The following is a 21,450-nucleotide window of genomic DNA, read 5'->3' as shown; positions in this document are numbered from 1 at the left end:
CTCTAGCCCCTAATCCCCAGTCCCCAGTCACCTGTTAGGGAGATTGATTAAACACCCACTTTAGCCATTGTCTGAAGGAACTTACAGGATCTAGGCGATGCAGTTTAGGCGCACGGGCGGCAGCAAGACTATCCACAGCATAAAGAGCGGCATATTGCAAGCCTAAGAAGCTATCAACTGCTGCATAGGGGCCACCAAAGGTAATAGTTCCTGCGGCATACATTTTAGCTTTGTCGTTCCGCATTTCTACTAACTCAAAATCGTTGGCAACTGCTAAACGTTGCATAGGATTGAGCGGTAGATTGTAATGTTCGACTAAATCCTTCAGTAAAGGGCTTTCCTTGACTTTGGCATCTAAGCCTGTGGCATCAATAATAAAGTCAACAGCAGGAAGTTGAATTTCGCCAAAGTCTTTATCTTGAATGTAAGTGATGATATGCTGCCTGGCATCCTGTTCTACTCTTGTCACCACTGCGAATTGAATTTTATACCAACCTTCTGCGATCCCAGTTTCCGTGATGCGTTGCCAGTCTAGGCGATCGGCAGTGGTAGTTCCTCCCCAAACTTTGTTTGATATTAATTCTTTACGCACATCGGGGGTTGATTTTTCTAGCATTTCTCGCAGTTCCCCACCCCAACAGGCTTTCGGCCAGTTAAAGGGTTGCAATTCGATGTGATGTTTGACTGAACGCTGCGAGTTGCCGTATTTGTTGCCTTGGGGTTTAGGCGATCGCATTAAGTGCAAAATAGAAATATTGGGATTCTTCTGTCTTACCTCATAAACACGCTGCAAAATCCGAGAAGCAACTATTCCCCGTCCTTGTATCAAAATTCTGCCACCTTGGCGTTCTAGCTGCTCGTAGACATGATTGTGTTCTTCGTAAGCATTTACAACCGACTTAAAGTCTCCGTATTTGTCCCGATAAGCTTGCAAGTGGGGAAGAAATTGAAGTGCCGGATAACCAGTAGCTAAGTGTAAATAACGACATACAAAAAAAGCATGATTGCCACGTCCGCGTGAATAGGCTATGCAATACCTACCATCATCAGTTTTACGAATCGCCAACACTCGTCCGAAGCGATACATCTTATCCCAGCCGATGCGCTTTGCCTCTCTGTCTATAGAATCAAATACATTTCCCGAACGGGGTGTATAAGTTTCGATAAAGGTAGGTTCAGCAAAAACTTGCCATAGATGTCTCACAGAATTATTGAGCCTGCCTTTAGTAAAGTCGTGCCAAGCTTCCCGCAAGGCATAACTAGGCCAGCCCCAAATATTATCAGGACAAGAGTCAGAATTAGAGCGCAATCTTTCATGTAAAGGAATCTGTGAATTTTGACACAGAAGCTTATAACGCGCATATGGCTCTTTATCTATACCTAGCACGATAATTTTGTCAATTGGGACACCACTTATTCTTAGTAAATCTACCCAAACAAAACTACCTAACCCAGCCCCGACTGCTAGATAGTCAGTTTCATCTACTGGTAAACCTGTAGCATAAAGTGCTTGTACAGAAACTTGTTGCTGTTGAAACACCGGAGGTGGAAAATTACTACTTACTGGTGTTACGGGTTGCTGTGGAGGTAAGGTGGGGTCTGGTAGGTTGGTATTGGGGTTGAATTGAATAGTAGAATTCCTGCTAGGAACTTGTGGAGGTGGGCTAGGTGCGGTGGGAACTGCAAAGTTTATAGAAATTACATAAGGGCCTATTTGTAAAAGATCCCCATTATTAAGAATGGCTTGTGTGTGACGTTGACCGTTCACATAAACGCCATTAACACTACCTTGATCGGTTGCCATTAATTGACCTTGTTCCCACTCAATTAAGGCATGAAAACGAGAAACTTGGTCATGGTTGAGCACCATGCGGGTAACGGGTTGTCCCTTATGTTCGGCAGGCATTCTAGCAAATTCTCTACCGAAGGCGATCGGTGCTCTCAACCTTGGTTCTCGTTGTTCTCCCGTGACTGGTTCTTGCCAAAATAATTGAATTTCTATAGAACCACTATTCATAATTCTTGGAAATTAGAAAAATTGTTATCCAGATAATAAATGAGAGAAAAGCAAGCTCCAATAAAAAAGTCAAGAAAATACTTATTTGTTATTATGTTTCGATTAATTATTTTCTTTCCTATAACTTTAAAATTAATAATTGGTTGGTGGCACTAAAACGCTTCGTGCATCTTGTAAAGAATGACCGCAGTGATGACAACCTAGTAACAAATCATTGTATGAAGAAATTTTCTGACATCTAGGACACTGCAAACCATAAATTCCTTGTGGTGGTGTTGGAGGTATGGGTAGATGATGTCCCAGATTTACTTGGGGTTGTGGTTTTGCTATTGGCACTGCTGGTTGAGGTGGCGTCAAAATTGTCGGCGGTACGCTGCTAGCTGCGGGGATGGAAATAGCAATCACCTTTAGTTGCTGTTGCCCTAAATAGATGGTGCTACCTTCGCCTAAAGGCATTTCACCCTCAATCAGTTTTTTCCCATCTATTAAAGGAGGGTTTTGTTCTCGTAAATTTCTAATTAAAAAGCGTTGCTGCTGGGAATTGAAAAAGATTTCTACGTGCAAACCTGAAACGGTAGGGTTACTCAGAACAATATCACACCTGAGTGGGTCGCGACCTATACGGATAGTACCAAGATTTTTACTTGGCTGGTATTCGTGAATTTTTTGAGTTTTGGCTTGTCCAGCATCGTGCCATTGTAAAGTTAGTGCGTTCATTGTTCCAACCCCGTTGTCCTTAGTTAGCTACAACTTCTCCCTGTGCGATTCCTAACATGATTAGGTAGGTGCAAGCAACTATTTACAAAATATTTAAATGAATTCCCGGTGAGTTACTGACGAGACACTGGAAGAAGTTGAGCTAGCTATAAGGATATAGAATGGCTCTTAGTGAAGCTGGTTTACCACAAAAGACAGATTGGGTTGCTATTAATGATGAAGATGATAAAAGAAGCAGTGATGTTGCGACTGGGCAACAGATGGTATCTAAACTATTTACTGCTGGCGTAACTGGCATATTTTGTTATAATGATATGGTTGCAGTTGGCGCTCTGTTGGCTTGCCAAGAATTAGGTATTTTGGTACCACAAGATTTAAGTCTGGTTGGATTTGATGGTATTGCTTTATCCCGTTATGTTACGCCACCTCTGACGACAGTTAGCCAGCCAATGTTAGAAATTGGACGCTTTGCTATGCAAATGTTGCTCGATTTATTAAAAGAAAAAAGTGTAGAAAACCGCGTTTTATCTCCTGTTCTGGTAAAGCGGGGTAGTAGTGCGCCATTAAAGAATAACTGCAACTAATTTTATTGGCGATCGCTCATATTGCGGATGTAGAGATGCGATATATCTCGTCTTTACTTATTAGACGCCAATTTATCAGCAATCCGTGTAGTTTCTGGCAATCGATATTTAGTTGTGCAGCGCAATACGTAATCAATTGCTGTAGACAAACTGATACGATGACCGCTAGATATATATACAGGCTTAACACCTGAACGTGTTCTTAATACTGCTCCAACAGTTTCACCTTTATAGATTAATGGTTGCCAGTTTCCTCGTATATCTGACAAGTCTTGGTGCTTGCCGACTAGCAATGATTTAGCTACTCCGATACTTGGTATATCTACGATGACTCCTAAATGGCAAGCTATGCCAAATCTGCGTGGGTGAGCTATACCTTGACCATCACACAAAATTATATCTGGTGTTAATTTTATCTTTTCTAATGCATCAAGGACTGCGGGTATTTCGCGAAAGGAAAGGAAACCGGGAATGTAAGGAAACGACGTTGGGCGGCGTGCTATGCTCGTCTCCTGTAGTTGCAAGTCAGGAAAACTCAGTACTGCTACAGCGGCACGGCTAATAGTACCATCGGCTTCAAAGCCCATATCTACCCCAGCCACATACTGCACAGGTTCTTTGAGTTGATCTACGGTAATAACTTCTGCTTGTAGTTGTTCTTGGATAGCTATAGCTTCCTCTACTGTTAAAGTCCAACTGTGGCGTTGATTAATTTTCAAATTACACCCTCCCCGCATTACTCTGGCGAGAATACCCGCTCGAAAGGCTTCTTACGATAACGCTGATAGACATCAAAATCACTGTCCAAAGTAGCGATCGCAGCGATATCCAAGCGCTCTGAAATTACAATTAAGGATAAGTCTGCAAAATCTCCTGGTAAGTCTCTGTAGGTCGTATTAAGCTCGGCAATGTGTGAAAAGTCTTGAGGCAAAAGCTGTTCACATTCGTAAAGTCCTTTTGCAACGTCTAGAAGAAACTCGTTTTGCGTGCGCCAATCAGAACTGAGCAACCACACCACCTCTGTAATGCAGATGGGCGTAGTCACCAGCTTTGAAGTACAGCTTTCAAAGAAACTACGTATCTGTTGATGATACTTATCTCTGGCGCTGTAGTACGCAAACAAAAACCCGCTGTCTGCGAGTATGAGCGGATGGTAAGTCATGGATGACGCGACTTAAGATAGGAAGCGATCGCCTGTTTGCGGTTCGGGCGCTCAGATAAATCGGTTGGTGCATCTTGCAGGAGATGTTTAGGATGCCCGCCTCGTCTCTCAACCAAAGTTTTTCCTGCTTGCAAGGTAAGCCAGCGCTCCGCAATTAAGCGTCTGATTAACTCACTTTTGTCTGTTTTCTCATGAGCCAAGATATCGGCTAGCTGCCGTTCTGTTTCTTCGTCTAGTCTGACAGTGAGCATTGCTTTTATCATACTTGTATTGCAGGTATGACAAGTATAACGTATTATGATTAGCCCGTAGGTTAGTTTGTCAGGATTAGCGATCGCAAATTTAGCCAGAATTTTGATTCCTCAACGGCAGGAGAACAAACCGAAGAACTAGAGAAATCTGCTTAATCCAATTAAAGGTAAATATAGCCAAATACATTTATTGATAAGGCTTGATCCTCCCTAACCCTCCTTAAAAAGGAGGGAATAAAGCCCCCTTTTGTAAGTGGCTACACAGTGGAGTGCATTCCACCTTGCCCGCTCCTTAAAAAGGAGGGAATAAAGCCTCTGTAAGGGGGTTGGGGGAGCTTCTGCTTTATTATGATGAAACTAGCGTTAGTTCAAAGATATTATTTGGCAATAATTTATCTAATAAATTGTTGATACTGCTATCAGATAAATCTGGTACAGATAGCACTCTTTCAACTTTGCTAAAGTCACGCTGGATTGACTTACTGTAAGTTGGATCGTAATGACACTCTAGGATATCTCGTACAAATTCTCCTAGCTCGTCATTATCAATTAACTTATACCACTCATTTAATTTTTTCCAGCCACAGCAAGATTTAAGTTTTTCTAGCTTTGCTTTTAAAATCTCCGGATGCTTTTCTAGATGGTGATATTCCTGTAAGAGAAATTGCACTCTTGCAGTAATAGGCAGATAAATTTCTACACAGCTACTTTGTTTCATTTTCTGCCACAAAGACTGTGGCAAATAGAGTTTACCTATTTTGAAGCTTTCTGATTCTACCCACACTGGCTGCTGAGGATTAAAGCTTTGTAGTTGTTGCAGTAGCTGTGTTTCAAAGTATTTTTGTGATGGTTGAGGTGAAGCTTTACCTTGCCACTCTTCACCCAACAGAGAACCGCGATGGTTCGCTAAAGCTTCTAAATCTAAAACTTGAGCGCCGCGATCGCGCATTTGCCTGAGTATATGAGTCTTACCACTACCAGTTAAACCGCACAATACTTGGTAGGTAAATGTTTCTGGCAGTTGCTCTATTTGCTGGCGCACATAGACGCGATAAGTCTTATAACCGCCTTCGAGTAGGGTGACTCGCCAGCCAATTTGATTCAGCACCGAAGCCATACTAAAAGAACGTTGTCCGCCCCGCCAACAATACACAAGGGGATGATAGTTCTTTGGTTTATCAGCAAAGTGTTGGCTGAGATGGAGAGAGATATTTTTTGCTACCAAAGCTGCGCCGATTTTTCTAGCTTCAAAGGGGTTAACTTGTTTGTATATTGTTCCTACTTGGGCGCGTTCGGCATCATCTAGAACTGGTAAATTTATTGCACCAGGAATGCTGTCTTCTGCAAATTCACTAGGAGAACGAACATCAATAATTTCACTGTAGGTTTCTTTCCAAGGCTCTTGGGTGTATGTAATGACAGGCGGCATACTAATCAACGACTCTCTTGCTCCATTGTGACACTCTGATTATTTGGTTGAGGGTATGCCTTATAGAAGTTAAACAAGTAATGGGCAAGGGCAAACAGTTTTGATAGGTTTGACGAAGAGCGATCGCTAGATAAAAGTTTATCTTCTCCTCTTACTTGCCCACACTTTTGTTGAATATTTGCAGTAGCTTAAGAAGCTACGCAGAGCAAAAAAGACGTCAATTAGTCTTGATTCACAACAAAGGATTATTGGGGTTGAATATGCCGACGAGGAGCAACACCGGGATTGACTATTTCTGCTACCTCTTCTTCAGACATTTCGTTGAGTTGAGATTGTAGTTCTTCGGCTGTGAAGTCGTAGCCACTCTCTTGAGCGACTTTAACGCAGCCATGAACAGTCATCGCAGACTGGAGTTGTTGCCTGATTGCTTCATCTTGTTTGGCAGTTGCTAAAAATTCTTTCACACTTGCTTGAGACATAAGTATAAATTCCCTCTGAAATTTAGTTTCTTGAATTTGAGATTAAAAACCACAAGCTTTGACGCATTGCTATTTTTACCTCCGATTTGGGTTTTGATAGCGCGTCCACCTCGAATAGTTGATAGATTAGCGGGTTTTTAGCTGCTTTCACTTCTCCTCTCAGGTAGATTCGTCTCTACCTCAAGCTATTCCACTGTTGATGCAGATATTTTGCCCAACCATTTAGGGTGCTTCATCAAAAGTTTGGCAGAACAGCTTCAGGAGCAGAGAGATAAGATCCCCGACTTTTTAGAAAAAGCGGGGATCTGTGTTTTTTATGTTGACTTAATCAGAAATGGCAAGCAAGGTGCCTGCCACATTTGAAGATTTAGTCTTTTGGTAAAGCGAGCATCTCGAATTGTCTGTGCAAGTTTAACCTAAATCGAATAGCAAGATTTCTGCACCTACATCTGTGCTAATTTCGAGTTGCTCTTCTCCATTCATTTGCACTCCATCTCCGGCTTTGAGTTCTTCACCATTAAGCTTGACTTCGCCTTGGGCAATTTGTAACCAACCGTAGCGATCGCTCAAAAGGTGATAATTCACTACATCACCAGGTTCTAAAACAGATGTGTACAGATCAACATCCTGAAAAACTTTCACTGCACCATCGCGTCCATCTTTGGCAGCAATTAAGCATAAACTACCACGCCTTTCTTCGATTGGAAAAGCTTTTTGCTCGTACCTGGGTTGCAGTTCTTGCTGGTTAGGAAGAATCCAAATTTGCAGAAAATGGACGGATTCGGTTTGAGAAGGATTAAATTCACTGTGCAAAATACCAGTGCCTGCGCTCATAATTTGTGCTTCTCCCGGATGAATCACCGAACCGTTACCCAAGCTATCTTTGTGCTCTAGAGCGCCTTCAAGTACGTAAGTAAAAATCTCCATATCTTTATGTCCGTGAGTTGCAAAACCCGCACCAGGAGCAACACGGTCATCATTTATTACACGCAGAGAACGAAATCCCATCCGGCTTGGATCGTAAAAACCACCGAAGGAAAAAGTGTGGTAACTATCGAGCCAACCTATTTGAGTACGACCGCGTGCATTACTATTGTGAATTATGTGAGTTTTGGTATTGAAAGCCATACGTTTATCCTCGTCATTTATACATCAGTGATAACGAGCTTTTAAAGCCTTGCGGAAAAATCTTTGTGCCGCAGATGCACCGCGTGAGCTTACTCAAAAAAACGATGGTACTGCCAAGTGAATCTACAGGACAATTACAGATATTTCCACTCACTTTTGACCTTTACATACGTCTTAATCAACTCTCCAAAAATGATTGCTTGGTTTGAGTATGTCACAAAATTATTCAACTACTTCATTGACTGGGAACCTATCAATTAACTGCATGGCACGGTAAGCATTGCGCTGCAAAGTTTCTGACAGATAAGGTACGTGAGGAATTTGCGATAATAAATCCAAAGTCCGGCGTAAAATTCGCACTACATCGCCATCATCCAGACTAGTATTTTCACAAAGTTCGTTCCAATCCATTCCTAACGCCCATTTTTCTACTAGAGCAATTAGCTCAAACTCCAGCCAGATGGGTAAAGCCACATCATATCGACGTTGCAGTTGAAACATTTTGCGGCGAATTCCTCGCAATTTTGCTAGGGCTTCTGCTACTTCATTGCTAACATCGAAACGTACTTTGCTGTCTGGACGTGGGGTTTCTGTTACTAAAGCTGCAACTGCTGCTGCTAAGTGATGGGGATCGAGGTTATCAAATTCGCCGCTAGCCAATGCTAAACCAAGCCACAATTCATTTTCACCTCTAATTGCAGCTGCAACTTGCCCTAGTTGTGTGGGCACAAGATTATCTAGACATTCAAAGTACTGCAAAATTTCAATCAAGTTGAGAAACTCTTCCCAATGACGTTGAGATTGTTGCTCTACCTGTGCTTGTAATTCTTCGATTTCAGCTGCTAGTTCGATCGCTCGTGCTTTACGTTTAAATACTGTAGCTACATTACCTGCTTGATGTAAGGGGTGAGCCTCCAATTGTTCTTGCAAAGCTGCAACGCGTTGCAGTTGTTCTGCTACTTCCGCAGGCATATTTAAAGATTCGCTTGGTTCGGGAATTTGTTTGGCGATCGCTGCCGTTTCTTCGTTACCGCGACGCGATTGTCCCGGTTTCAAGGGCATTTCAGGAGGTGGCAGCAAGTTGGCAGGTACATCAAGTCGGGGCAATTCTCCATACAAATCTACTACATCTGCTGTTGTCGCCACATACCAACGATTATCTGTTCCTAAGCATACTAAGTAAGGAAATTGACCGGAACCTTGAGTTTTCCCAACTATAACTGCTGTTACAGGAGTAGATACTGTAATATTCTTACCTTTGAGACTCAGTAATGTTCCTGAAACTGCAAAACTCAGCATCATTGCCAATTCTTCTTGTCGGGCTTGTTGAGCTTGTTCTTTCAGTGTTTTCAATAATTTTTGTTCGACTTTCAAGCGCTGTCGCAATTTCTCATAGCTAGCAATTTCACTTTCTTCAATAGCAGCAATTTGCTCCTGAATTTGGCTGAATTCTGCTTTTCGTTCCTCTATGTACTGCTGCTTGGGTTTTAAGTGCAAATTGGCTAAATATTGTCCAAAACTGCGCTCTATTAGTTCTCTGGCTTCATCAAGAGTATGAATTTGCAGCAAATTCAACACCATGCCATAACTGGGCGTAAAATGGCTCACTAGAGGATCTGGTTTCTTGAGTGCCAAAGCTGCTGCGTGTTCTGCTCCTTCAAAGGGTGTTTGCAATGTTACTACATGACCCACTGTATCCATACCCCGACGCCCGGCTCTTCCTGCCATTTGTAAGAATTCGGAAGCTGTCAACATCCGGTGTCCGGTGTCAGTGCGCTTGGAGATACTGGAAATTACTGTCGTTCGAGCAGGCATATTAATTCCCGCTGCTAGTGTCTCGGTAGCAAATACGACTTTAATTAGCCCCTGTTGAAATAGTTCTTCTACCAACACTTTCCAGGCAGGTAAAATCCCAGCATGGTGTGCTGCGATACCTCTGTACAAGGGGGCGATATGTCCCGATCGCCCGGCTTCTGGGTTGCGGGTTAAAAATTCATCAATTTGTCGCCGCAACTGCTGGGCTTCGTGTTCATTCACCAACCACATTTCACCCACTTCCGCCACTGCTTTATCGCATCCCCGGCGACTGAAAATAAAGTAAATCGCCGGAAGCATATCCCGTTCCTGGAGATGGCTGAGAATAAAATTTATACTAGGTGCTTCTGGTCTGCGATTACCTTTACCTTTTTCAAATTCTTTCTTTTTTCCCCTTTTGAGAAGACGAGGGTTAATTTGGGTTTTGTCTTGATTTAAAAGTGGAAATAGACCTTTAAGATTACCAAAGTGAAAATCTAGCGGAACAGGACGAAAATCTGAGTAAATGAGATCGGTAGGGCCGTGAACTTGATTGAGCCAGTCAGTAAGTTGCTCGCTATTGGCAACTGTGGCTGATAGGGCTACTAGTTGTACTTCACGAGGGCAATAAATAATAGATTCTTCCCAAACCGTTCCGCGTTGGCGATCATTCATATAGTGGCACTCATCTAGCACCACTGCCTCAACGTCTACCAAGGAAATACCAACTTGCCCGATTGGCGTGCCGTAGAGCATATTCCGGAAAATTTCCGTAGTCATCACCAAAATCGGCGCATCTCGGTTGATGGAGGCGTCTCCTGTTAAAAGTCCGACTAAGTCAAACCCAAATTGCTCACGAAAGTCGCGTAATTTTTGATTGGAGAGGGCTTTGAGAGGAGTTGTGTAAAAAACTCGTTTTCCTCGCGCAAGGGCGCGATAGATAGCGTATTCTCCCACTAAAGTTTTGCCCGAACCTGTAGGCGCACAAACCACTACAGAGCGTCCAGCATTCAGGGAAGCGATCGCATCTTGTTGGAATTTATCCAGTTCAAAAGGAAATATAGAACTGGGATCAACTTCTGGAGACAGCGCAGAATAATTCACTCAATCACAATTGCAACCAGACTGTTTACTATATATTATTTCAATCCCCGATTGGGATTCATCCACTATCACCTTCTACATATCAAGCTAGAGAGGTTTTAGTAAATATTTGATTTTACCATGAAATGAGAAATAGTCATTAGTCATTTATTAGTGGTTAGTAGGGGAGGCAGCGCGCCCTTGCGGCTACCCTCCGGGAAGCCGCTAGCTAACGCAACGCCTGACGGCGAACGCGTCTAGTGCCGACTTGTAGGCGCGAAGCGACTTCCGAAGGTAGCGACTGCCGTAGACACGAAGTGGATAAGCGAAAGTAAGGGTTCCCCGGCATAAAGGAGCCAGCGCGTTGCGGAGAGAAGCGCCGTGCGGGGGTTCCCCCCGTTGAGGCGACTTCGGAGGGTTCCCCCCGTTGAAGCGACTGGCGTCAACTGGCGTCGGGTTAAGCGCGTCGAGTGCGACTGCCGTGCGGGTTTTATTGATGATTTTTCGGTTAAAACCGACAATTTCTCTTTTAAACTCGCCCGTACAGTAGTTAGTTGTTCTCCTGGTGCTCCCCTGCTCCTGGTGCCCCTAGCCCCTAGCCCCTAGCCCCTAGCCCCTAGCCCCTAATCCCTAGCCCCTACTTCCCCAATTCGTGCGATCGCGCTGTGGCGGCTTTGACTGCTTCAATTAAAGCTGAACGAAAGGCTGCTTTTTCTAATTGAGCGATGCCAGCAATAGTGGTACCACCAGGGCTGGTAACGCGATCTTTGAGTTCTGCGGGATGGAGTTTGGTTTCGTGCAGTAACTGGGCTGTGCCGAGTACAGTTTGTAAGGCGAGTTGATTGGCGATCGCTCTGGGCAAACCTGCTGCTACTCCGCCATCAGCAAGCGCTTCTACCATTAATGCTACATAAGCAGGGCCACTTCCCGATAATCCCGTCACAGCATCCATCAGCGTTTCGGGAACTTCTACAACTTCGCCTACTGCTGAAAATAATTGCCATGCTGTTTGTAAATGATTGGCATGGGTATAAGCACCTGGGGTAATAGCAGTCATGCCCGCCCCTACCGTTGCTGGGGTATTGGGCATGGCTCGAATCACTGGCAGTTGGGGAAAAGCTGCTTCGAGATGGCTTAAGGGTACACCCGCCAAAATGGAAACGACTAAGGGCTTATGTCCTTTGTCGATCGCGTCTGCTAATTCTTGGGCGATCGCGCTAAATACCTGAGGCTTGACAGCCAAACAGACAACTTCTTTTGCTTGCATGAAAGCTTGGCAGTTATCAGCTGTGACAGCCACTTTATACTCCTGGGCTAAAAAATCCGCTCGTGCGGGCTGTGGCTCGCTGACTATAACCTCTGATGCTTGATAAATTCCTCGATCAATAAGGCGGGATAATAGCGCTTCTCCCATTACCCCGCCACCAATTAAGCCAAACTTAGTAGTCATTATTACTTTCGTCATTGGTCATTGGTCATTGGTCATTAGATTGAGACTAATGACTAATGACTAATGACTAAATTTTAATTTATTGTGCCATGCGGTTAGGTTCATTTCCCCAGGCAGCATTTCCACTTCCGCTTGCACTGGCTGGACGCGGAGTACGCAGCGGTGGTTGAGGTACTTCGTGTAGAACGCCTGACTGGGTACTCACTTGTACGCAACTGGGTGTAAACAAAAAGATACTTTCACCGATGCGCTCTTGGTGCCCGTCGAGAGCGTAAGTACCACCTGCGACAAAATCGACTGCCCGTTGTGCCTGATCTGGATCCATAATCGTCAAATTTAAGACGACTGATTTGCGCTCTCGCAACGCTTGAATCGCTTGAGGCATCTCTTCAAATGTACGTGGTTCTAGTACTAATACTTCTGAAATACCATTAAGAGCACCTGGCATACCAATTACATTACTGATTGTTTTTGAAGAAGTTGTTGCTACATCGGGATTCATTGTCGCCATAGGTTCGCGCCAACGACGATTTGGAGGAGTTGCCTCTGGGGGTACTTGTTGCGGATTTTGTTCTTGATACAGATTTTGATAAGTTTCTGTATCAGGCTCTTCTTCATAATACTCGTATTCTACCGACTCATTGAGTCCAACAAAGTCTCTTAGTTTGGAAAAGATATTGTTCATTATGTTTACGCTCCTGGTGCAAATCACCTTTTTTGATATGGCAACAATTGATGCAACCACCTTAAGCCCATAAGAAGGGCGGATAGCCTTACAATTCTATGGTTGTCTGTAGCATATTCTACGGCTATTGCTCATGAACAGATGCCCCCTATAACGTCTGCACATAGCCTGCAAGCAACAATTGAGTCAAGATTATAGCCTAACTATTTTTGTATGCAAAGTTGCTGGCACCCCTAATTTTTTGTTGCGTTTACTTTTGTCAATACTATAATCATTTGTTTACGGATCTACCAGTATGTTTTAGATTTTTTGCTTTAACCAGTAAAACCCAAGAATTTCGATTAGACTTGCATATTTTTACGTAAACTAAAAGATATAAGACTAACTTACGTAGGTATTTGCCTACAATAAAAGTATGAAAATTAGGACTCGATTTTTCACGCTATTTGACGGCAGTTGCCATGGGATGTGAATGCAAGATTCAATTCCCAATTAAATTACCTATTCTTTAGTAAAGCTAAAAGCCTCTTCCAGAGATAGTTCTCAAAAAGAGTAAATTTTTGTACATTAAAATGACAAGCGATCGCCTGTCATTATCTTTTTCTAGGAGAGTATATTTAATATCCTTGTACTTACGTAGGGCGCTCTCCAAACAAGATAGTTCCCAAGCGCACCATCGTTGCACCTGCTTGCACTGCTAGCTGGTAGTCGCCTGACATTCCCATAGAAAGTTGATGGATGTGAATGTGAGACCATTTCTGTTCATTGATTTCTTGTGCTAGTTCACGTGTACGGTTGAATACATCTAAAATCTCCACATCCTTTAATCCCAGAGGCGGAATTGCCATTAACCCTTGGATTTGTAAATTTTTGTATTGATTTAGTGCTGATAAGTCAGTCAAAAGTTGAGGTACGCTCCAACCCGACTTGTTGGGATCGGGAAGAATTTTTACTTGCAAGCACACATGAGGAGACACACCTAGCTGTTGTGCCAATTCGTTTAAGCGCCCTGCCAACTTCAAGTTGTCCACTGAGTGAAGCCAGCTAAAATTTTCTAAGGCTTTTTTGGCTTTATTGCTTTGCAAATGTCCGATAAAGTGCCAAGTAACATCAGATAAGTCTTGTAACTCAGCTTGTTTGGCGATCGCTTCTTGAATGCGATTTTCACCAAAATCTCGAATTCCGGCTGCGTAGGCAGCGCGAATTGCATCAGTTGGTACCTGCTTGGTAACTGCAATTAACCGAACTGACGTTGGTAGCTGTGCTTTAACAGTAGCAATACGTTCGCTAATCGAACTGCTCATTGGAAAGTGCGTTGAAAAATACTATGAAGCTGATCGTACTCCTGGCTTTGTCCCGTGCGGCGTAAGCTCCGCAGGCGGTTTTCCAACAACATTCTTGCCTCAGTACGTCCTATTGGCTGAAACTTTAAACCTTTAGCATCAGTTGCTACCAAAAAAAATAGGCGTTGAGCATACAGTGTAGTGAATAATTCCTGTTGTTCATCCACCATACAGATTCTATAGAGCAAACCCCAAGTTGGATGATTTATGTAAGTTTCTGAGCTTTCTGGATTCATTTAATACTTGAAGGTAAAAATAGATATATGTTTTCGCAGTTGAATGCCAAAATTGGTGAGGCTAATAAATTGGATTGAGCTTGAATATTTGCTCAAAATGCATAAAAGCCGAACTTCGCCAAAATGGCATTGGTAAAATTGTCGATGTAGTTGGCAATTAGGTTTTGAAGATGGGAGTAGCTCAGGCATAATTGCCGACACAGCTAAATTTAAACTGTGATGATGGGGCTAAGTAACAATGGGGAAACTAGGGAGGTAGAGATACGGAAGCAGAATTTGTCAACTCTTCCTCTGTTTCGCTCTCATCTTCTCCTGGTGTTCCCTCTACCAATGCTGCCATAATTGCCGCCGTTTTGTTGCACAAATTGACAAACAACTTACCCATTGATATTTTTTCATCACTCCTGTTATCTATACTTATTCATACTCAATAGTTAACAGCTAACAGTCAACAGTCAAGAGTTAGTTGCGAGTAAAGGGGATAGGGGACAGGGTACAGGGGATAGGGGACAGGATACAGGGGATAGGGGATAGGGGACAGGGTACAGGGGATAGGGGATAGGGGACAGGGTACAGGGGATAGGGGATAGGAATTAGGAATAAAGAAATTTTCATACCCAGTACCCAATGAGGGTGTATGGTGGGGGAACTCTCGCCGCAACCAGTTGCACAATAGAAATTGGCTCAGAATGTAGACTTTTGATGTAAAACCTTGGCTAGAGCGTTAAGTTGTGCTTGGGCTTTGTGCAGAGATTCATGCCATTCTCTGGTGGGATCGCTGTCTGCGACAATTCCTGCTCCCACTTGTCCCCAGACGGTGTTGAAAGGGGGAGTGGGAGCCAGTAACAGAGTCCGGATCAAGATATTTAAGTCTAGGTTACCTCGCCAATCTAAATAGCCACAGGAGCCGTAGAACAAGCTACGGCGCACAGGTTCTAGTTCTTCAATAATTTCCATGCAGCGGACTTTTGGGCAACCTGTAATTGTGCCGCCAGGAAACATAGCGCGAATTAAATCAACGGCATTGAGGTCACTTCTTAAAGTACCTTTGATATTGCTGACAAGATGCATAACATGGCTATATCGCTCAATTGTCAGCAATTCGTCAACACTGACACTTCCCCATTCACACACCCGCCCTAAATCATTACGCTCTAAGTCTACGAGCATGATGTGTTCGGCACGTTCTTTGGTGTTGCTGAGTAATTCTGCTGCTAGTAATTGATCTTGTTTTGGTGCGATCCCGCGCGATCGCGTCCCGGCGATCGGTCTAGTAGAGACGCGAAAATACTTGTCTGCACATCTTTGTGATTGTACCAATCTCTCTGGTGAACAGCTAATTATATCTCCCCAAGGCGTCTTGAAATAACAAGCGAAAGGAGAAGGATTAATCTGCTGCAAAGCGCGATAAATTTCCCAACCGGAAGCATTTGTTTGGGCTTCAAATCTGAGCGAGAGATTAGCCTGAAAGATATCCCCGGCTTGAATATATTTTTTCGCACAGTTAACTGCTGCTTCGTATTCCGCTTGAGAAGTTTGGAAACTTGAAAAAGATGGGAAGCAATTATTAATCACATCCCCCTGTCCCCTGTCCCCTGTTCTCTGTCCCCTGTCCCCTGTCCCCTTCTCCAACCTCATCTCCAACTCATCCAGCCCAGCTTCATCACTGGCAGCTAGCCATAAAACTTGATCCCAGTGATCTAAAACAGCAAAACACTCCGGCTCATACCAAAAAGCTACTGGAAATGGCAAGCGATCGGATTTGGTGTAGGGTAGCTGTTCTATTTCCCAAGCAACGTCATAGCCTAGCCAACCTAGCCAACCACCAGTGAAGGGCAGACAAGAAGAGGATGGAAGAAATAATCCCCCTGTCCCCTGTCCCCTGTCCCCTATCCCCTGTTCTAAGAAGGGTAAAATTTCACTCAGTGGTGGTGTCCACATTTGGAGGTGTCCATTCACACATCTGGGAGCACCTGCACATATAGAGTACCTAGCTAACTGGGGATTATCTGTGGGTGTTGGGTAAGGACTTTCTAGTAAAGTTGCAATATTGGATGTATAAATATTACAAAATAGAGCCGCAAAAATATCAGAACCAGTACGATGTTCAAGTGGTAGCGATCGCCAATACCAAGGCATTATCATAGTTTGTATTAGATAAATTTATAAATCTATCTCAGATTTAGTAAGAGCAAATACTTAAAAATTAAAATTACTTTTTTTAAGTGTTTTCCCAGAATTCTCACTTTTTTTGAAACTTCATATCTACGGGTTGTCTCAAAAAATAAATAAAACTCTTATATTTAGCCTATATTTAGTTTATTCATAACCAGCAATATATTGATATATACACTAGTCAGTTATTTACCATTGGTATGAATGTTATTCCTACAAAAATCCCCGACGTTCTCATCCTTGAATCTAAAATCTTTCAGGATGAGCGGGGGTTTTTCTTTGAAAGTTATAATCGGCAAAATTTTACTGATATAACTGGTCATATAGTTAACTTTGTTCAAGACAATCATTCTCGCTCTAAACAAAATGTTTTGCGAGGTTTACATTATCAGATCGAGCAAGCACAAGGCAAATTAGTTAGAGTAATTACTGGTAGTATATTTGACGTAGCGGTAGATATTAGAAAAAGCTCTCCTACTTTTGGTCAATGGGTGGGTTGCGAACTTAGCGCTCAGAACAAACACCAACTTTGGATACCACCAGGCTTTGCACACGGGTTTGTTGTCCTTTCAGAAGTTGCCGAAGTCCTTTATAAAACCACAGACTACTACGCCCCTCAACATGAAAGGTGCATTCTTTGGAACGATCCCTACTTAGCGATAGACTGGCATCTTACCGCAGAACCAATCTTATCTGCAAAAGACAAAGCAGGTAAGCCTTTCCAGGAAGCTGAGGTATTTACTTGAACTGTTTACACTATATAGTGACTTTTTTTTATGAACTTTCGATAAAGTTTTGTTTTTACTTTTGCAATTGTTACTAAGTTCGCCACTGTTAAATTTTAAAGTGAACAGTATGAGTAAATTGATCCTGCTCATCGGCAGCAACGGTCAAGTAGGCAAAGAATTACAGCAAACTCTAGAACCATATGGAAATATCGTAGCGGTTGCACGACCGACGATAGATTTCAGTCAACCCGATACGCTGCGTCAAGTAATTAGAGATAAACAACCCCAAATTATTGTCAACGCTGCCGCTTATACAGCTGTTGATAAAGCCGAAAGCGAACCTGAATTAGCCCAAGCTATTAATGCGACGGCACCAGGGATGCTGGCAGAAGAAGCGGAAAAACAAGGGGCTTTCCTGATTCATATATCTACCGATTACGTTTTTGATGGCAATAATTGCCGCCCCTATCAAGAAACTGATGCGACTAACCCTTTGAGTGTGTATGGTAAAACTAAACTAGCAGGAGAGCAAGCTGTTATTCAGAAGAGCGATCGCTATCTCATCCTTCGCACGGCTTGGGTTTATGGAGCTTTTGGCAAAAGTAATTTTGTCAAAACTATGCTGCGTTTGGGAGGAGAAAGAGAAGAAATTCGTGTTGTTGCCGATCAAATTGGCAGCCCCACTTGGGCAAGAGATATTGCAGACACTATAGCCCAGTTAATCCCCAAGTTGAATTCAGAAATTTCTGGTATCTATCACTATACCAACAGTGGTGTTGCCAGTTGGTACGACTTTGCTGTTGCCATTTTTGAAGAAGCTCAACAACTTGGTTTACCCTTAAAAGTTCAGCGCATTATTCCCATCACAACTCCCGAATATCCCACCCCAGCTTGTCGCCCTGCCTATTCTGTTCTTGCTTGTACCAAAATAGCCGGAATTTTAGGAACTCATGCACCACATTGGCGACAAAGACTTAGAAAAATGCTTGGGGAGTTAATTGTTAATTGCGATTAACTATTAACCATTAGCTATTAACCACTATCCACTATCTACCAACCTATATTATGAAAGCACTTATTCTTTCTGGCGGTAAAGGCACTCGTCTTCGCCCCCTCACCTATACTGGAGCAAAGCAACTTGTACCTGTTGCCAATAAGCCGATTTTATGGTATGGCATTGAAGAGATGGTAAGCGCAGGAATAACTGATATTGGTATCATTATTAGTCCGGAAACAGGTGCAGAAGTAAAAGCTAAAACTGGAAATGGCGATCGCTTCGGAGCAAAAATCACTTATATTTTGCAAGATAAACCTGCCGGGCTTGCCCACGCTGTCAAAGTTGCTCTTGCTTTTTTAGGAGATTCGCCTTTTGTAATGTACTTGGGTGATAACTTAATTCAACAAGGCGACCTCAGTTATTTTCTCAAACAATTTACTACTCAACAACAGGATGCGTTGATTCTCTTGCGTGAAGTTAGCAATCCTAGTGCTTTTGGTGTCGCCAAAGTAGATGAAACAGGGCGAGTTTTACAGCTAATTGAAAAACCTAAAATTCCCCCCTCTAACTTGGCGTTGGTAGGGGTTTATTTCTTTTCGCATATTATTCATGATGCGATCGCCTGTATCCAACCTTCTGCTAGAGGCGAACTAGAAATTACTGATGCTATTCAATGCCTGATAGATAACCAAAAGCAAGTTACAGCCTGCCAACTAGATGGATGGTGGTTAGATACTGGTAAAAAAGACGATCTGTTAGAGGCAAATCGTTTGATTCTTGATACTTACCTAACTACAGAAATTTTTGGGGAAATCGACAGTCAAAGTCAGGCGATCGGGCGTGTTCAAATGGGTGCTGGATCTAAAGTGATTAATAGCACAGTTCGCGGCCCGGCAGTAATCGGGAAAAATTGTTATTTAGAAAACTGCTTTATCGGCCCTTATACTAGCATTGCCGATAATAGTAAACTTATCGATACTGACATTGAGCATAGTGTGGTTTTAGAAGGTGCTAAAATTGTCGGAATTCATCAACGTATTATTGATAGCGTGATTGGACAAAGGGCACAATTGACAGTGGCACCCCGTCGCCCCAAAGCCTTACGGTTTATGATTGGTGATGATTGTCAAATCGAACTAACGTGATTTATTTGTTAACAGTCAATTATTATTCCACAGATCTAATTGCCAAATTAGTCAGTTCTCTATCAACCAGCACAAATATAAAATACAAAACCGTTATCATCAATAATTCTCCTGATGATGATTCTATTTGTCATCTTAAATCTGACTCAGTACTTGTTTTCAACGCTAATGAAAATTTAGGTTTTGGTAGTGCTTGCAATCTTGGTTTAAAATTTATTTTCGCTCAAGATCCGCAGGCACTTATCTGGCTCGTAAATCCAGATGCCTATTTATTAGAAAATGCCTTAGACAAGGTTCATCCGTTTTTTGAGTCTCATCCCGAAATTTCAATTCTCGGTACTATTATTTATACACCTGCAAATAAAATTTGGTTTGCAGGTGGTAATTTTATTTCCCAAACAGGAACTATATTAACTCAAGATTTAACAACAAATTCAGACGCAGATTATATTATTTGTGATTGGGTTTCGGGCTGTAGCATGATAATTAATCTACAAAAATTTTGTGAGTGTCCTTTATTTGATCCTGCTTATTTTCTTTATTATGAAGATTTTGACTTTTGTCAACGCTATGCCCAGCAAGGATATTTAATTGCAGTCACTAAACAATTTGGTGTATTGCACGAACCCTCCTCAATTACTAATAGGTACGTTTTTAGAAAAATTAGACACAGCACTTACAGTTATTTATTGACCTTGGAAAGATATACAAATAAGTTAATTTTTAGTTTCAGATTAATTAGACTTATTTTTTATGCTTTTGTCTTAATATTTATTAAACCTCAGGTGGCATTGGGTAAACTTTATGGTGTATTAAATTATTGGCGGTCTAAGTTTGAATAAATGAACGAATTATTAATTAATTTATCAATTATTTTTTCTCAACCTACAGGCATAAGTAATTATGCCAAAAATCTTTTTCCCTATTTTAAATCTCTTCAGCCTACTCTTTTAACTGCCCAAAATTATCCGGACTTTAACTGCTATTCAATTCCAGGCAATCTTACTCCTGCTCAAGGAACTAAAGGACATTTTGATAGAATTTTGTGGACGCAGTTTCAACTACCAAAAATCTATAAAAAGCTCCAATCTAAGCTCCTATTTTCCCCAGTACCAGAAGCGCCCCTCTATTCCAACTGTCGTTTTGTCGTCATGGTTCACGACTTAATTGCGTTGCGTTTTCCTAAACGCTTCTCACCGCTGACTACTTACCAACGCTACTACATTCCCGAAGTTCTTAGGCAAGCACAACATATTATCTGCAATTCCCAAGCTACTGCTAGAGACATTACTGATTTTTACAAAATTCCTGCTCAGAAAATCACACCGATTTTGCTAGCTTATGATGATAGCCATTTTCGTCCCTTTGGAGAAGAGGAGGGGGAGAGAGATTCGCGGCGTCTTGTTGTCTCCACCTTAACGCAGCGCCCTTACTTTCTCTACATTGGTAGACACGATCCTTACAAGAACCTACACAAACTGATTTCTGCCTTTGCCGCATTACCAAGTCATCGCGATCGCGAATTGTGGCTTGCGGGGCCAAAAGACAAACGCTATACTCCCTTATTGCAAGTGCAAGTTGAAGAACTAGGCATAACCGAGCAAGTAAAATTTTTGAACTACGTTCCCGATCGCGAATTACCCAAAATCATCAACGGCGCGATCGCTCTTGTTTTCCCCAGTCTTTGGGAAGGCTTCGGTTTGCCTGTATTAGAAGCAATGGCTTGCGGTACACCCGTTATTACCTCGAATCTTTCTTCTTTACCAGAAGTTGCCGACGATGCTGCAATTCTCATCAATCCCTACAAGGTAGAGGAAATTACAGAGGCTATGGATAAAATTGCAACTGATGCCCAATTGCGCGATCGCCTTTCTGCCGCAGCTATTAACAGGGCAAGTAATTTCAGTTGGCAGAAGACTGGAATGGCGACGGTTGAAGTTTTAAAACAGTATTTGTAAAAGGGATTGGAGAATAGTGACTGGGGATTAGGAAGAAAATTTTTCCCACTACCCAGTACTCAGGTTTTAATCTAAAATCACGCCACTTG

At 42.5% G+C, this 21,450-nt stretch carries 21 protein-coding genes; 6 read left to right on the top strand and 15 right to left on the bottom strand.

Translation table 11 applies throughout. The annotated features are described in order from the left end of the window. Positions 1 to 34: 34 nt before the first annotated feature. Together UYC_RS0129740 and UYC_RS0129735 are read right to left on the bottom strand one after the other, a co-directional pair. The gene (locus UYC_RS0129740; RefSeq protein WP_016877793.1) at positions 35 to 2,017 is read right to left on the bottom strand and encodes an FHA domain-containing protein; all 1,983 of its coding nucleotides are present in this window, start codon (positions 2,015 to 2,017) and stop codon (positions 35 to 37) included. Between the two features lie 132 nt (positions 2,018 to 2,149). Next, positions 2,150 to 2,734: an FHA domain-containing protein gene (locus UYC_RS0129735; RefSeq protein WP_016877792.1), complete on the bottom strand. Its 585-nt coding sequence runs from the start codon at positions 2,732 to 2,734 to the stop codon at positions 2,150 to 2,152. Positions 2,735 to 2,895: 161 nt separating this feature from the next. On the opposite strand from UYC_RS0129735, the gene UYC_RS0129730 reads away from it, so the two are divergent. Then, positions 2,896 to 3,318, top strand: a complete 423-nt coding sequence (locus UYC_RS0129730) for a LacI family DNA-binding transcriptional regulator (protein WP_016877791.1) — start codon at positions 2,896 to 2,898, stop codon at positions 3,316 to 3,318. A 53-nt stretch (positions 3,319 to 3,371) separates the two neighbouring features. Here the strand turns inward: UYC_RS0129730 and nfi are convergent, their stop codons facing one another. From nfi to UYC_RS0129665, 13 genes are all read right to left on the bottom strand, one after another. Then, positions 3,372 to 4,037 carry a deoxyribonuclease V gene (gene nfi, locus UYC_RS0129725; protein ID WP_026087676.1) on the bottom strand — a complete coding sequence of 222 codons (666 nt, stop codon included), beginning with the start codon at positions 4,035 to 4,037 and terminating at the stop codon, positions 3,372 to 3,374. Positions 4,038 to 4,054: 17 nt separating this feature from the next. After that, on the bottom strand, positions 4,055 to 4,480 hold the full coding sequence (locus UYC_RS0129720; RefSeq protein ID WP_016877789.1) for a type II toxin-antitoxin system VapC family toxin: 426 nt from the start codon (positions 4,478 to 4,480) through the stop codon (positions 4,055 to 4,057). After that, positions 4,477 to 4,743 (bottom strand): ribbon-helix-helix domain-containing protein, encoded by a 267-nt coding sequence (locus UYC_RS0129715; protein WP_016877788.1) that lies wholly within the window; start codon positions 4,741 to 4,743, stop codon positions 4,477 to 4,479. Before UYC_RS0129715 ends, UYC_RS0129720 begins: the two co-directional genes overlap by 4 nt. 334 nt (positions 4,744 to 5,077) lie before the next feature. Continuing rightward, complete coding sequence (gene mnmH / locus UYC_RS0129710) at positions 5,078 to 6,160, bottom strand: tRNA 2-selenouridine(34) synthase MnmH (RefSeq protein WP_016877787.1); 1,083 nt, start codon at positions 6,158 to 6,160, stop codon at positions 5,078 to 5,080. Between the two features lie 245 nt (positions 6,161 to 6,405). Further along, a complete protein-coding gene (locus UYC_RS0129705; protein ID WP_016877786.1) occupies positions 6,406 to 6,639 on the bottom strand; it encodes a Nif11-like leader peptide family RiPP precursor in 234 nt (77 codons plus the stop codon). Between the two features lie 411 nt (positions 6,640 to 7,050). Further along, positions 7,051 to 7,767, bottom strand: coding sequence for a pirin family protein (locus tag UYC_RS0129700; RefSeq protein WP_016877785.1), 717 nt, complete (start codon positions 7,765 to 7,767; stop codon positions 7,051 to 7,053). Positions 7,768 to 7,989: 222 nt separating this feature from the next. Beyond that, complete coding sequence (locus UYC_RS0129695; protein WP_016877784.1) at positions 7,990 to 10,665, bottom strand: DEAD/DEAH box helicase; 2,676 nt, start codon at positions 10,663 to 10,665, stop codon at positions 7,990 to 7,992. Positions 10,666 to 11,281: 616 nt separating this feature from the next. Continuing rightward, the gene (gene proC, locus UYC_RS0129690; RefSeq protein WP_016877783.1) at positions 11,282 to 12,094 is read right to left on the bottom strand and encodes a pyrroline-5-carboxylate reductase; all 813 of its coding nucleotides are present in this window, start codon (positions 12,092 to 12,094) and stop codon (positions 11,282 to 11,284) included. Positions 12,095 to 12,173: 79 nt separating this feature from the next. Beyond that, positions 12,174 to 12,779 (bottom strand): cell division protein SepF, encoded by a 606-nt coding sequence (locus tag UYC_RS0129685; RefSeq protein ID WP_016877782.1) that lies wholly within the window; start codon positions 12,777 to 12,779, stop codon positions 12,174 to 12,176. 632 nt (positions 12,780 to 13,411) lie between these two features. Further along, entirely contained in the window at positions 13,412 to 14,083 is a 672-nt protein-coding gene (locus UYC_RS0129680) for a YggS family pyridoxal phosphate-dependent enzyme (RefSeq protein WP_016877781.1), read from the bottom strand. After that, positions 14,080 to 14,358 carry a transcriptional coactivator PipX gene (gene pipX, locus UYC_RS0129675; protein WP_016877780.1) on the bottom strand — a complete coding sequence of 93 codons (279 nt, stop codon included), beginning with the start codon at positions 14,356 to 14,358 and terminating at the stop codon, positions 14,080 to 14,082. Before pipX ends, UYC_RS0129680 begins: the two co-directional genes overlap by 4 nt. Positions 14,359 to 14,605: 247 nt before the next feature. Further along, entirely contained in the window at positions 14,606 to 14,743 is a 138-nt protein-coding gene (locus tag UYC_RS39155) for a hypothetical protein (RefSeq protein ID WP_016877779.1), read from the bottom strand. 299 nt (positions 14,744 to 15,042) lie between these two features. Beyond that, complete coding sequence (locus tag UYC_RS0129665) at positions 15,043 to 16,503, bottom strand: anthranilate synthase component I (RefSeq protein WP_026087674.1); 1,461 nt, start codon at positions 16,501 to 16,503, stop codon at positions 15,043 to 15,045. A 230-nt stretch (positions 16,504 to 16,733) separates the two neighbouring features. On the opposite strand from UYC_RS0129665, the gene rfbC reads away from it, so the two are divergent. The 5 genes from rfbC (at position 16,734) to UYC_RS0129640 (ending at position 21,361) form a co-directional block, all read left to right on the top strand. Continuing rightward, on the top strand, positions 16,734 to 17,279 hold the full coding sequence (gene rfbC, locus UYC_RS0129660; protein WP_016877777.1) for a dTDP-4-dehydrorhamnose 3,5-epimerase: 546 nt from the start codon (positions 16,734 to 16,736) through the stop codon (positions 17,277 to 17,279). A gap of 109 nt (positions 17,280 to 17,388) precedes the next feature. Continuing rightward, positions 17,389 to 18,276 carry a dTDP-4-dehydrorhamnose reductase gene (gene rfbD, locus UYC_RS0129655; protein WP_016877775.1) on the top strand — a complete coding sequence of 296 codons (888 nt, stop codon included), beginning with the start codon at positions 17,389 to 17,391 and terminating at the stop codon, positions 18,274 to 18,276. A gap of 50 nt (positions 18,277 to 18,326) precedes the next feature. Then, positions 18,327 to 19,403 (top strand): glucose-1-phosphate thymidylyltransferase, encoded by a 1,077-nt coding sequence (locus UYC_RS0129650; protein WP_016877774.1) that lies wholly within the window; start codon positions 18,327 to 18,329, stop codon positions 19,401 to 19,403. After that, positions 19,400 to 20,245 (top strand): glycosyltransferase, encoded by an 846-nt coding sequence (locus UYC_RS0129645; protein ID WP_016877773.1) that lies wholly within the window; start codon positions 19,400 to 19,402, stop codon positions 20,243 to 20,245. Before UYC_RS0129650 ends, UYC_RS0129645 begins: the two co-directional genes overlap by 4 nt. Next, positions 20,246 to 21,361 carry a glycosyltransferase family 4 protein gene (locus UYC_RS0129640; RefSeq protein ID WP_016877772.1) on the top strand — a complete coding sequence of 372 codons (1,116 nt, stop codon included), beginning with the start codon at positions 20,246 to 20,248 and terminating at the stop codon, positions 21,359 to 21,361. The last annotated feature ends 89 nt before the right edge of the window (positions 21,362 to 21,450 follow it).

The sequence above is a fragment of the Chlorogloeopsis fritschii PCC 6912 genome (assembly GCF_000317285.1).
In the GTDB taxonomy this organism is placed as follows: domain Bacteria; phylum Cyanobacteriota; class Cyanobacteriia; order Cyanobacteriales; family Nostocaceae; genus Chlorogloeopsis; species Chlorogloeopsis fritschii.
The sequence above is the reverse complement of the archived record's forward strand: the minus strand, read 5'-3'. Positions and strand labels throughout refer to the sequence as shown.